This window comes from uncultured Aquimarina sp. (assembly GCF_947492405.1).
In the GTDB taxonomy this organism is placed as follows: domain Bacteria; phylum Bacteroidota; class Bacteroidia; order Flavobacteriales; family Flavobacteriaceae; genus Aquimarina.
Map to the genome: position 1 here is coordinate 159009 of NZ_CANLMP010000010.1, position 14190 is coordinate 173198.

General features: G+C 33.4%; 10 protein-coding genes. All 10 read left to right on the forward strand.

Features of this window, described 5'->3' with window-relative positions:
* Positions 1-209 precede the first annotated feature (209 nt).
* The gene (locus Q0829_RS26230; protein ID WP_298548765.1) at positions 210-3785 is read left to right on the forward strand and encodes a DUF4157 domain-containing protein; all 3576 of its coding nucleotides are present in this window, start codon (positions 210-212) and stop codon (positions 3783-3785) included.
* Positions 3786-3893: 108 nt separating this feature from the next.
* Positions 3894-6179, forward strand: coding sequence for a DUF4157 domain-containing protein (locus tag Q0829_RS26235; RefSeq protein ID WP_298548767.1), 2286 nt, complete (start codon positions 3894-3896; stop codon positions 6177-6179).
* Positions 6180-6891: 712 nt separating this feature from the next.
* A complete protein-coding gene (locus Q0829_RS26240) occupies positions 6892-7584 on the forward strand; it encodes a hypothetical protein (RefSeq protein WP_298548770.1) in 693 nt (230 codons plus the stop codon).
* A gap of 491 nt (positions 7585-8075) precedes the next feature.
* The gene (locus Q0829_RS26245) at positions 8076-8846 is read left to right on the forward strand and encodes an N-acetylmuramoyl-L-alanine amidase (protein WP_298548772.1); all 771 of its coding nucleotides are present in this window, start codon (positions 8076-8078) and stop codon (positions 8844-8846) included.
* 120 nt (positions 8847-8966) lie between these two features.
* Positions 8967-9641, forward strand: a complete 675-nt coding sequence (locus Q0829_RS26250; protein ID WP_298548775.1) for a hypothetical protein — start codon at positions 8967-8969, stop codon at positions 9639-9641.
* A gap of 4 nt (positions 9642-9645) precedes the next feature.
* Entirely contained in the window at positions 9646-10236 is a 591-nt protein-coding gene (locus Q0829_RS26255) for a hypothetical protein (RefSeq protein WP_298548777.1), read from the forward strand.
* A gap of 460 nt (positions 10237-10696) precedes the next feature.
* Entirely contained in the window at positions 10697-11083 is a 387-nt protein-coding gene (locus tag Q0829_RS26260) for a hypothetical protein (protein ID WP_298548780.1), read from the forward strand.
* Positions 11084-11111: 28 nt separating this feature from the next.
* The gene (locus Q0829_RS26265; protein ID WP_298548782.1) at positions 11112-11657 is read left to right on the forward strand and encodes a hypothetical protein; all 546 of its coding nucleotides are present in this window, start codon (positions 11112-11114) and stop codon (positions 11655-11657) included.
* Between the two features lie 183 nt (positions 11658-11840).
* Positions 11841-13601 carry a tetratricopeptide repeat protein gene (locus tag Q0829_RS26270; RefSeq protein ID WP_298548784.1) on the forward strand — a complete coding sequence of 587 codons (1761 nt, stop codon included), beginning with the start codon at positions 11841-11843 and terminating at the stop codon, positions 13599-13601.
* Positions 13602-13814: 213 nt separating this feature from the next.
* The coding region (locus Q0829_RS26275) for an alpha/beta hydrolase (protein WP_298548786.1) at positions 13815-14190 on the forward strand (376 nt) is incomplete at its 3' end.

The following is a 14190-nucleotide window of genomic DNA, read 5'->3' on the forward strand; positions in this document are numbered from 1 at the left end:
ACCTAAAAAAGGATTGTCAATTCACAGCTTCTGATAGTTTGTAACTAGTGGCGTCAACAGTGAGAAGTTATGCGTATGGAAAAAATATGCGAAATACTACGAAGTCACAGATGTTCGCAGCGCAAATAGATATGGATTTGTTTGTACGAGTTAGCCGTCATTATTAATAGGTAAAGATTTTAGACGAATAGTAAAATGTATGATGTAAAATGAAAGCACCACTAGAAAATACCAGAGAATCACAACAAGAAACTGTACAACGAGTAGAACAAGAATCTAGCACTGGTGGTGAAGCCACCATTTCGGACAATCGACCAGCTATCGGAGTACAACGCAAGCTGAGATCTGCCATGGGTGGTGCCGATGATACGGATAATCCGATCCAACGAAAGAATAATACTGGATTACCTGATAACCTAAAATCAGGTATAGAAAACCTATCTGGTTATAATATGGATGATGTAAACGTACATTACAACTCTAGTAAACCTGCACAATTACAGGCTCACGCCTATGCACAAGGAACAGATATTCATTTGGCACCAGGACAAGAAAAACATCTGCCCCATGAAGCCTGGCATGTGGTACAACAAAAACAAGGACGTGTAAGACCGACTATGCAGTTTAAAGGTAAAGTAAATATTAATGACGATGCAGGGTTAGAGAAGGAAGCAGATATGATGGGGGAAAAAGCGCTACAAGAATCTGGAGGGTACTTCCATAAAAAATACAGATCTACTACCATTCCTGATTCTAATCAAGTACTACAAGGAAAATTTGGGTTTGAGTTTGAATTTCATGTGGTACTGACCTCATACAACGCCGCAGATGAAACTTACGGACCTTTATCCGAGGATCAGTATGAATTATCAAAAGGTAATGGCATTAACATGGTAAAGGATAGTACCACCAGAATAGAAGCAGGAGAAGATGTTTTGGGTTATGATCGTATGAATCACGATAAAAGAAATGCCAACATAGTAGAAATAACGACTGATCCTATGGATGAATTTTCTCCCGATATCGTTCCAGAACTTATGAATCTCAATCAACAAATTATGCTGTTGGTAGAAAGGTTAGAAGGCGCGATTGGAAATAACCGTACACTAGTACAAGTAGTACAAGGAATTGATGGAATGGATCTATTTGAAGATACTGATGATATTCGAGTTGGAGGATTAGAAAGAGGAGGTCAGAATACCCAAAAAACATTGCCGCAAGCTACCATGGGCGTACAGTTATCAAAGGTGCAAAAACATTTTGAAATGTCTCATCTTAGGGGTGGGGTAAATGCAAAAGGATCAAAATTTGAAAATGTCGTTGATGCTGGAAATGAAATCATCAATGAGTTACCTAGTAATATACAAAAAAAGATAAGTAATTCGGACAGAGCAATCCTAAAATCACTGGTCATGTTACTGTCTAATTATATGATAAAATTCCCAACAATTTCACATTACCTTCTCAGTAAAAACTCTGTGGGAATGTATTTGTATAAAACACAATTATCGGACATATATTCTAAATTAACCGATGAAGGACAAAATCTTATTTCTAGAAATAAAAAGAACTTAATCAAAAAAATTATAGAAAAAACCAAGAGTAAAAGACCGGAAGGGAAACTTTATGAAATAAAGAATGATCCAAATGAAGAGGACTGGGATTGGAATGCGCATTTGAATTCGTTATTTGGGGATAAAAAGGACACTATTTTTGAAGAGTTGATAGATGATGATGGTATTGAATCAGAAGAAATAGGATTTGAAGGTAATAAGGAATGGGCAGTAATTATGGAAAACAGACATGCCAAAAGTTTTTATCAAAGCCCAAATTTTGAAGAAGGTTATAGAATACCTACGAATCAGATAAAGGATTATACTTTTGAGACATTGGGCTATTTACAGACACTGCATAATATACCATATAAGAATGAAACTCCCGTAGAATCTGAGGATATTTCTTTACCTTCAGTTACTGGTGCTGTAGAGGTTCATGAGAATGATACATCCGAATGGAATACTCATGAGGCTTTTGAACGGATTGTTAATTCGTCTTATGGTGATCCTTCGAAGATTGTGTCAACCAATATTGAAGTGCAACAAAAAGCCAAAGATTTTGATGGTGGTGATCAAATGCGTGAATCTAAAAAGTTTACAGGAGTAGGATACGAGTTCGAATTTGCACAGCTAGCCCCAGAATTACGTACTTCTGATTTTGGAAAAAAGTCACATTTACTGCTTGCCGAAGGGCAGCGTTTCCCCCTATTCCCCGATATTCCGTTTCGAGCGGAAACAGATATGTCTGCCGTTATCGAATTGGCGATGCCTCCAATTCTGGTACCTCGAAGAGGAAATGTTGATTCTGGATCTTCTGTTACGGATCGAGAATGGATAAAAAGAGTGCTATTAAAAATTGAAGGAGGACTAAAAGGCTTGGCTAAAAATGGTAGTAACAACTTAGAAGCTATTTTAAAGTCAGTTCAAACATTTATGGGACTTACGGAAAGCTTTGATATAAAGGTAACTGAAGATGAAGATGCAATGGATGCACAATATGGTTTTATGCAAAAAAATAGTAAAGTAAGAGACAAACATACTACAGCACAAGCTAATATTGTAACGAGTTTAGAAGAAGCTATTAAACTATCCTATATGGATGATAGTAATGAGGAATTTCTGGTACCTAGAGAAATTGATGTCGTACGACAACTTATATTAGAGAGAATGGACGATAAAAGAGATGAGGATACCAAAGGATATAGCATTTTCGTAGCTCAAAAAATATCAGAAATCCCGTATATGTTTTTTGATAGCCTCCACGCAAAGTCACTACAAGAAATTGAACGTAATCAAGAAGCTGCAGAAGAGATGGAAACCCCTACCTTTAATGAATTAAATAGATTGGTGGGACATGAAGATTTTAAATGGGAAGAAAACAAAGTTCATGAAAGAAGGGATACCGAACAGGAGGATCTTACCAAACATGCCACTAGAACCTTAGTGAGTAAAGTGAAAAATCGCGGGTATGGATGGATAAAGTCTTCCTTAAAACAGCAAATCAAAAAATTTCCATTTTCGTTAATTACTGCTAGTCATAGTTTGTTATCTTTTGAAAAGGAAAAAATCAAAGAAGCGCTAAAGGAGAACACAGCCTACAGGCTGATGAAAAAATATGCCGAAGCAAATGAGAATTCGAATATTGAGAAAGAATATAATAGTTTTATAGAAGATGCCCTTTATTATTTTAAGATAGCATTTCAATTTTATTCAAATTCATTGGTCACATTTGAAAAAAATCAGCTAAAAAATACAGATGAACAAAACGAAAACCCAGATAATAGATATGAAATAACCTCTGCTCGTCCAGATACCATTATAAACTTAGAGGATAAAAACGTTGCTTATAAAATAGATGAAAATAGTGATGCTGTCCTGGTGGAGATTAGAAAAGCAACACAAAGTTTAGGAATTTCGTATGAAGAAAGAACAACAAGTAACTACCAACCTAGAAGGCACGATGATTTTATCCGAAAACGAGCTAAAATTATGCTGAACTACTACAATGATGAGAACTGGGTAAAAGCCTATAAAGAAGCTAGTATTTTGAATACAGACAAACGGATCACAATTGAAAAGCAGATTTTTGAATTGTTGGCTTTAGGTGACATAAAAAAAGCTAAACAGAAACTAAAAAAAGATCTCCAAATCAAAAATATAGATTTGAACAGTGATATATTTTGGAGTACTATTTTGCGAAGTACTCCTACTTGTTGTTGTTTTATGTAATACTCTTTATTAGGAATCATTCAGGAAGAGCTACAACTATAAATACGTTTGTATGCAAAAAAAGTGTAAATAAGAAATAATTGCCAAAAAGAACAAGATCTCATTAAGATGAAAACACAAATTAGTAAATCTGTGGAAAAGGATACTACTCTGAATAAGAAACCAGAAAGTAATTCGGATAATAATCAAGGAATTGCAGCCATTACGGACAACCGGTTTTTTACTAAAGGACATCGTAATTTGATCCACGCCATGCATACGCCTAATAGATCAAAACCTATTATTCAAAGACAATGTAGAACAGGTTTACCCGATAAATTAAGAAATGGGATCGAACAACTTTCTGGTTACTCATTAGAGGATACAAAAGTACATTATAATTCTAGCAAACCAGCACAACTGCAAGCCAAAGCCTATGCACAAGGAAATGATATTTATTTGGCTCCAGGACAAGAAAAACATTTACCACACGAAGCTTGGCACGTAGTACAGCAAAAGCAAGGTCGTGTACAACCAAAATTACAAATGAAAGGGAAGTTTGCCGTAAATGATGATGATGAATTAGAGAAAGAGGCAGATTATATGGGAGAAAAAGCTCAGTTATCAGATTTTAAAAGTGACCCAAGAACAATTAAGAAAAAAGAAAATCATGAAGTAAAAAAAGTGATACAACCTATTTGGGATACAAATACGGCATATCAGAAGATTGAAGAATCTGCAAATGGTCCAGCTTCTGAGATAATACCAACAAATATAGAAGTTCAGCAAGACGCAAAAGATGATAATAATGGAGAGCAAATGCGAAATTCCCAAAAGTTTAGTGCTGTGGGCTACGAGTTTGAATTTGCACAATTAGGTTCCCGGGATCAAAATACAGAGTTTGGAAAAATGTCACATCTAGAACTTGCCGAAGGAGAATCTTTTCCTTTGTTCCCAAATATTCCATTAAAATTTGAAACTGATATGGGAGCAGCTATAGAGTTGGTTATGCCTCCTATTTTAATACCAAGAGATCCAGGTTCCAAAATAGTAAATAAAACTTGGATGAAGAAAGTAATGTTAAAACTTGAAGGAGGTCTAAAAGGACTAGCAAAGAATAATACAAGAAACTTACCATCGATTTTAAAGGCAGTACAATTATTCCTTGGTCTTTCAAAAGAAATTAAAATAACTTCCTCTTATAAAAACGTAAGTTACGAACGTTATGGATTTATGCATAAGAATAGCTACTTACAAAACAGACATACTACTGCACAAGCCAATGTCGTAACTTCTTTGGAAGAAGCTATTAAGTTAGCTTACAATAAAGAAGAACTTCCGGAAGAAATTGAGGAAGTTAGAAAATTATTTTTAAAAGGACTACCTAATGAATATCACTCGCAGACTAAAGGATATGATATATTCATAGCCCAAAAAATATCAGAGATTCCCTATATGTTTTTTGATAGTCTACACGCTAAATCTTTAAATGAGTTAAATACTTATTCAGAAGATGACACAACCGATACTCCAACTTTTAATGTGTTAAAAACTTTAGTTGGTCATGAAGGTAACGAGGATGAACAAGATAAAGTTCATGAAAGAAGAAGGACCGAAAATCAGGATTTTACAAAGCATGCGGCTCGCTCTTTAGTTAGTCGTGTAAAAGATCGTGGTTATGCATGGATAAAGTCTACGCTGTCAGAACAGGTTAAAAAATTCCCAAATGAATTGAAAATAGCAGGTTTGTCATTACTATCTAAGGAAAAGGAAGATCTTAAAAAAGCACTGCAAAATAATGTAGCGTATAGGACTATGAAACAATATGCGAAGACAAACCCAGCTTTTGATTTTGAGCCACAATATGATTCTTTTGTAAAACAAGCAATTGAGCATTATAAAAATGTATTTGAAGAATTACCGCCCTTTTTTGAGGATGAAAAAAATAAGGTAAAGAATACTAAGGAACAGGTTATAAACCCTGACGTTAGAAGTTTAATGACTTCAGCTCGTCCAGATACAATGATCTATTTAGATAATAATGATGTTGCATATAAAACTAACGAACAAAATGATGCAGTGTTGGTAGAAATCCGAAAACCAACTGATGTGCTTGATATTCATCTTTCTGAAAGAACTACTAATTTACGTCCGGATGACTTACCAACTGCAATATTATTGGCACAAAAAGAATTAGAGTACTATACTGATGAAAAATGGATAGAGGGATATAAAGAAGCACATTCTCTTGTAAATAATGATGAACAAGTAAATAAAGAAAAAGAAATTTTAGAAATTTTAGCAGATTCATCAGAAAAAGGAAGTAAGAAAAGGTGGTTGCTATGGTTTAAACGAAAGTTAGGATTCATTAACCTAAAAAAACATTCATATTGGGAGTCTCTTTTAAAGAAATAAATCAGATGATTTTGATATGTTTTTTAAATGAAAATATTATATAAGGAAAACTAAGATATTATATAACTTGGTTCTCCGAAGTTTACAACTTCGTAGTGTCAACAGTGAGAAGATAAGAGTTTATGTGCAGCATATAGTGCGAATAAAATACTACGAAGTCACAGACATTCACAGAGAAAGTAAGTCCTCCCGAAGATATAGGGAGCTTGAGCGAAGAAGGTTGTGTAGGTCGCGAAGCTTATTTGACCCTTCGCGAAGAGAAGTTTAAATCGTGCGAGGATATCAATATCCAACGCCAGCTTAATGAGAAGGTGTACGAAGAGTCTGCGTTCTCTTACTTATTCTTCGGGCTTGCTATATCTTGTTCTGTGAAGTTTCTAACTAAGGTAGATAGGTGCAACTTCTTAGCATCAACAGTTAGAAGGTAAGAGTAGCTATGTGAAATATAAGAAAGTCAAAGATCTTCGCAAGTAGTCTCCAAAATTAAGAGGGTGTCTAAAAAGTAAGTTTACGGTGTCAAATTTGTTGAAGTTTTTAACTTCTTATTTTTAAAACATCTTCGACAAGCTCAGACTGAAAATTTTAAGTTTTGAAGCCTTTTTACACACCTTCTAGATCACTTTTTGTCGTAATTTTCCCTTGATTTGACGGTTTTGTAATAGCCTTAAGAACTTTCTCTTTCTACATTTGAAGTCTTATAAATAAGATAATTATGGAAGATAAAAAATCAATGTATTCGCTTAGAAAAACAATAGGAATCCTGGGATTAGCACTACCTATACTGTTGTTAGTAGCACATCAGGAATTACTGTCTAGTATGAGTCATTATTATTACACAGCAGGAGGTGTGTTTTTTATTTTGATACTTTCGGCTTTTGGCTTAATCTTAATAAACTATAGAGGATATCCAAAAAAAGATGGAGAGTCGTTTAGCGATCGTTTGATCACCACAGTAGCAGGAATATGCATTTTGATTACAGTACTAGTCCCTACCAAATCAGAAAATCCATTAGGAACTTTGTTTTTTACGGATACTCCCTATTTGTTTGGTCATCAATCTAACAGCTTACTAGGAACCATTCATTTGCTTAGTGCAGCTTCATTTTTCTTTTTGTTAGGGTATATGAGTTTTTACAAATTTGTTTTAAATCATGAAGCATCGTCCTCTAAAAATAAATTGTTCAGAAGGAGTGGTATTATCGTTTGGGCTTCTGTAGGTGTGCTTATTGTGATTTTTGCCATCGAGAAACTATTAGGAATAAATATGGATGAAATACTTCCTGCTTATACTTTTTGGTTAGAGTGGGTAGCTGTATATGCATTTGCTGTCGCCTGGCTGGTAAAGGGAAGAATCGATAAGGATATACAAAATGTTATCAAAAAATTGACCGTTCCAGAAGCATAATCGACGCTGTTGGATTTCCAAACGTGAGTTCGATACAAGAAAATTTACGTCAGTCAGAGTGATTTTTGATAGAAAATCGTATCGACCTTTCGATAAACTCAGGATGAAAAGCGTTTTGGATTTAAAAACCTATTCTCGATACATCCGCCCGAGGCGGACACTCGAATTGGCGGTTTTAAAATCTAATACATTAATAATCGAACTCATATCGTAAGAAACAAATAGCATAGGTGTTTTGAGAAGTTTTTTCGAGCAGCAAACGGTTTTTTTAGCCCCCTTCCTTTGAAGGAAGGGTTGGGGATGGATGTTTTACAAAAAGAAGTTACTTCTTAAGAAGGATGAACAGGGGATGGATGTTTTTCTATAAAACATAAGAATTTATAAAAGCAACTACTCTGTCGTAAAATTCCCTTTATTTGGCGGTTTTGAGATAGTCTGCCAGTACCACGGTCAGTACTTTTGTATCAGTATAATCATAAATTGAAGAAGGTATGAAGGCAACAAGTATAGCTAAACATGAGAAAAGCTTTTTTGATACCGGTAGGGATTCAGCCGGGAAAGAATTTTTATTAACTCCAAGTTCAGTGCCAATTCAAGGAAGCACAGAAATGATGGAATATATCCGATGTCGACCTAAAAATGGAGACGCTTCATTTTATGTTCAGGAAAAGCATACCAAAAAACAGATTGTATTACATTATACCGCTGGATATTTAAAAGGAGATGTAGCCGCTTTATCCAAGCCTAATTATCGTGTTTCGGTACCTTTTATTATCGCGAGAAATGGTACGATTCTTAATATGTGGTCTTCTGCCTATTGGGCATATCACTTAGGTTCCAAAGCAGTAGGAGGTAATACCAAAGGAGGTAAGAGAACAATAGGGATCGAAATGTCTAACATTGGTTTTTTAAAACGAATAGGGGATCAGTTAGTAACTGTTTATAGCGATACCGATGTGTATTGTCATATTAACGAAAAGCAATTTTATAGAAAGCTAGACATGCCTCATAGGGGAGAGCACTATTTTGCTACACATACTAAAAAACAATATGAGAGTTTGATCTTTTTGCTTCGATATTTAACTGCAGCATATAACATACCTGCAACATTCTTACCAGAAAATAAACGATATGATGTGGTAAATGAAAGTGAGCTGGTTAATTTTAGAGGAATCACCTCTCACGTAAACTATCGATCTTCTGGTAAGTGGGATATAGGACCCGCTTTTGATTGGCAAAAAGTTATGGAAGGACTTTTATAATTAAAGTAAAGAGTCGGTAAATTACTCTAATATGTCGGATTTGTACTAGTCCAATACCCATTTCGAAATATACCTTTACGATTCAACATGATAGACCAACAATATTAAATATGATTACTCATGAAAAAATTAGTCACACAAATAGTAATAGTTTTCATACTGGTTCTTATAACCAGTTGTGCAAGTTATGGACCTAAAAATAATGATCTTACTTTGGTCTTATCCAAATCACAACAAACCATCGCTAGTCTTAAAGAAAAGATTGCTGTTTCCGAAGAAAAAGGGCTAAAAGAAGCTTATAACAATCTGAATGAAAAGAGTGCAATGTTATTTCCTGTTTTAGAAAAGTGTAATGAAAAGTATGCACTTACTCCAGAGTATATTGCTACATTAATAGAAATTGAGAAAACGATAAGTCGCATAAACAAGGAGTTTACAACAACTTCAGATAAGGAATTTATCTTGAATGCAATTTATAAAGATTATGATGCCAAATTACAAACGATTAAGAATACAGCAGCAAACAATGCTACTACAAAAATAAAAGTAACGGTAAATTCTAATGAAGAAGAAGGGTTTTTTGTTTTCGGGAAACTGTCCTACGAGCAGGGACAGAATGTTAAAAGATTTCGGTTTAACCAGCCTACTCAGAATGCTATTCAGGATTTTGTACCTGGGTATTATCTTTTTTGGTTAGAAAAAGAAGATCGTATAGGAGAACCAGAACTACATTTGATTATGAGTAATAGCGGTGAAGAAGAAAAACAATTAGTGCTTAAAACTCCAAAATTGTAGTACTATGGGAGTATCTAAACTAAAAGAAATCTGGAAAGAAATTACACTGCTTAGTACTTGGATAGCTTCTGTGGCAGGTGCTTTTATAATCCCTTTACCTTCTTGGTATGCATCCGATGAGAATACTACTTTCTTAATGAAATTTGGAGTATTCATTGCTACTGCCCTTGCGGGATTTTTAATTCTATATTCCTTAAAAAATAAAATCATCAGAGTATGGATGCGTTTATCTATTAATTTTATAGTGATTTTTGTAGGAACCTATGCGGCATACCATCTTGCACGTGAAAGCAAAACTTTACCATATCTGGATAAAGATATAGTGATTGGTAATGAATTCATAGAAACCAATCCTTTTGAAGCATTTAAAGAATCTCATGGTTTCTTACCAGCCAGAAATGAGCAAATGATGATTATTTTAGGTGATCCAGAAAAAGCTTGGACCAAAGAAAGTATTACTTCTAATAGAATACAGCTGATAGTTCTTTTGTTTTTGTGTTATTTATTTTCAGCAGGTTTTATTATTTCATTCTGTAATCTGATGATACTTTATAAAGATAAATATACCGTTAAACCAGAAGAAAATAGTGTGTGATTGTAAGCACTCTAATAACCTTGCAGAATGGTGCATAAAGGTTAGTAAGTATAGTTATGAAAAATACGCACAAACTTGTTTACTAAAATCATAATAGTACCTTTTTATAAAAGTAATCTTTATAATAATTGGAATCTCTTATTTATGTAACCAAGAAAGAGCGTTGTTGTGATTAGTCGCTTTTAAGAATTTTTCTTTTCAAAGACATGAATAGATCGGTTTTGGCTTCAACAAAAGATGTAAATATCCACACAATTTATTCATTTTATAGTGTCGGTTTTTTATCAATATTATCCGGTTTTGTAATAGTATAATTAGTGGGTTTTCTATACTTTTAATGTCAAAAGAAAAAGAGATTTTTAGCATCCTTTTGGAAAATGAAATATGCTTACGAATGTTCAATTTTATAACAAGAGTTATTATAAAATGTTTATTAGATAATTTTGATTGAAATCAGAATATGAAAAATATTAATATCAGTACGGTATTGCAGATAGTAGCAATAGCTTTTCTAATTATTATCGGTTACATGACTTTTAATACTAGTGAGAATTGGAAAATTATTACTTCAGAACTAGAGAAGGCAAATAAAGAACTGGAGATATCAAAAGATACTTTGGCAATCACAAAAAATCTTTTAAAAAATACTAGATTAGAATTCCAACAAATGAAAATCCAAAAGGATTTGATCATCCATAAACGAGATTCATTACTTTTTTCATTTAAACGAAAGAATGCTAAAGATTGGGACGAATTGCAGAATATTAAAGATTCTATACAATTAACGAATGATCAATTAGCAAAAGAACGTATTTTATTAGATGATCTTTTTGGTTTAAATCAATAGAAGTTTGGTTCCACATAAATTTTACAACATGAAAAAAATAGTATTTACATTATTGATATTCTCGGTATGCAAAGTTTTTAGTCAAGAGATAGATTCACTAAAAGTGATAGAAATTAAGGAGTCTTATGCTAATCGCTCAGGAGAACCATTTACTGTAAAAAAAGATAGTTTATATGTCTTTAGAACACCAGATATTTTTCTGGTTAATAAGAAATCTTTTTTAGCTATTAAGAATGTATATCAGAGTACGATTGATCAAGATAAAATGACTAAAGAATTAGTAGAAAAATACACCCAAACTTTGCGAAGAAATATTGATCTGGAACGTCGGTTAAATATCAACTTTACTAAAAGTGATAGTTTAGATCAAATCGTATATCAAAAAACTCAAGCAACCTTAAGCAATACACAAAAAGCTTTGGATTATACTATTAATAGTCTCGATAAAGCAACCAACAGCCTGGAACTCGTAGAAAAAGCAACTAAACGACAAAGAAGAAAGACTGTTTTTGAAAAAATATTGATTGGTGTTGCCGGAGTTGGAGCTGGAGTTTTACTTGGAGTTTCTCTCTAAGTAGCAATCACATAAAAATGAATTAAGGAATACGTTTTTATTAAATTAATAGGAGGTTTATTAAGAGGTTTTCAAAATCCTTTGCTCTATAAGGGTTTTAACACTTATTACAGGTTAGATTAAAAAAATGATGAGTAGTTTTATAGCTATAAAAATCACTTTTTCCTGTAATTCCTGTTGTTAATGAATTTTATTAAAACTTCTTTACCTCTGTTAGAACGATGTTTATGCGGTAAAAAGTTCGTTTTTTGTGTAGTTTTTGGGATCTTTTTCTTGATAGATAATTCCTTTGCAATACAGATTACTAAAAAGATTGACAGTTTAGAACAAAAATTAAAAGCACATACCACAGAAGATACTACCAGAGTCAATATTTTTAATGCAATTGGGTATGAATATTGGATTGTAGATGCTAATGAATCTATACGTTTTGGTTTAAAAGCACTTCAATTATCCGAAAAATTAGGATACAACAAAGGTTTAGCTAGAGCAAATCGTGTGATTGGGGTAGCCCATTGGGCTCAGGGAAATCTAACTAAGGCATTACAATTCCTTAATAATTCTCATAAAACATATCAAATCATACAAGATAAAGCGGGTCTGGCCAATACAAGACTTAATATAGGGATGGTCTACGCAGATCTTAAAGAGTATGCAAAAGCATTGCACTATTACGAACAAGCGATTAATGAATTCACCGCATTGGGATTAAAAGGGAGGATAGCTACTACCTTTACTAAGATAGGCACCATGCTTATTGAAGAACATAAAGATGAAGAAGCATTACAATATTTATCCGATGCGCTAAAAATGCATAGGGATAACAACTTTACTTATGGTGTTGCAGAAGCACATAACAAACTAGGGATTTTATATCTTCATAAAAACGAAATAGAACAAGCATATTACCACATAAAAAAATCTAAAGAGTTAGGAAGTAAAGTAAATGATATTGATGGATTAACAAATAACCTTATTATAAACGGTAAAATTTTAAGACTTTCTGGTAAACTCGATGAGGCAGCTGTAGAGGTAGATAAAGGTTTACAACTTGCTAAAGAAAATAACCTTAAGAAATACGAGTTGTTTGCTTATGAAGAATTAAAAGAATTAAAAAAACAACAAGCCAAACCTGCAGAAGCCTATGTTTTTTATGATAAATATCTTTTTCTTAGAGATTCTCTTTTCAATCTAGAAAAATCAAAACAAATTGCCTATCTGGAATTTGAAAATGAGTTAGAAAAAAAAGATAAAGAGTTGATAATGCTTAAGGAGCAAGAAAAAAAAGATGATCTTATACAACTCATTTTGATCCTTAGTGTTATTACTATATCGATCTGTGGTTGTTTTATTTTTATGATATCCCGCCAACGTGCAAAAAAGAGTAATCAATTGACCGCAAAAACTCAAGAGCTTCTAGAATCTGCTCATGCACTGACACAAAAAGAATTAGAGAATTCAGAATTAAAGCAAACAGAATTAAGACAGCAATTGGATTTTAAGAACAAAGAGCTCAGTTCGTATACGCTGAATTTTATAAAGAAGAATGAAATCATAGAGAGAATACAACAAACCATTCAAAATATTAAAAAGTCCTCCTCTATAGAAAAAAGCAAATTAATTGCTGATCTTAATAAAATAGTACGTACAAACTTGAGTATTGATAAAGATTGGGATGACTTCAGCAGGTTTTTTGAAGATGCATATCAGGGATTCTACACAAAGTTAAAATCACAACACGAAGATTTAAGTACCAATGATTTAAGAATTTGTTCTTTGATAATGCTTAACCTCAATGTTAAAGAAATGGCTGGTATTCTTGGGATATCTCCGGATAGTGCTAGAACCGCAAGATATCGCCTTAGGAAAAAGCTAAAATTGACTCCAGAGCAGGAAATTTTCACATATTTAGTAAAGTTCGAACAAGAAAAAGAGTGGATGTAGAGGGTTGTTGGTTTTTCTGAAATAAAAATAATAAATAATTGATTTTCAGTATTTTAATTTTACTTGTCTACATTTTGTATATCCATTTTTAACACTTTAAACTTTAACGTATACACATTGTAGGTATCGTTTTTATGGCGATAGAGATGGCTTTCTTTAGTTTTACAATCGGTAGGCTTCAGGCCTTATTCCATTCCTTAAAAACTAAATGATATGACAAAACCAAAGACGACATATACCAAATGCGGAGATATTAGTATAGCGTACCAGGTTTTTGGCTCTGGTCCAGTAGACATAGTGTATATTCCTGGATGGATATCCAATATCGATTGGATGTGGTCATGTCCTGAATTGGTTGATTTTTTTACGGAGCTAGGTAAGTTTGCAAGAGTAATCCTTTTTGATAAAAGAGGAACTGGGCTTTCGGATAGAGTTGTAGAATTTGCTACTCTCGAAGAGCGAATGGAGGATATTACAGCAGTTATGGATGCTGTGGGTTCTGAAAAAGCAGTTCTTTTTGGGCATTCCGAGGGTGGAAGTGTCTCTGCCCTATTTAGTGCAACTTATCCTGATCGTGTTATTTCCTTAA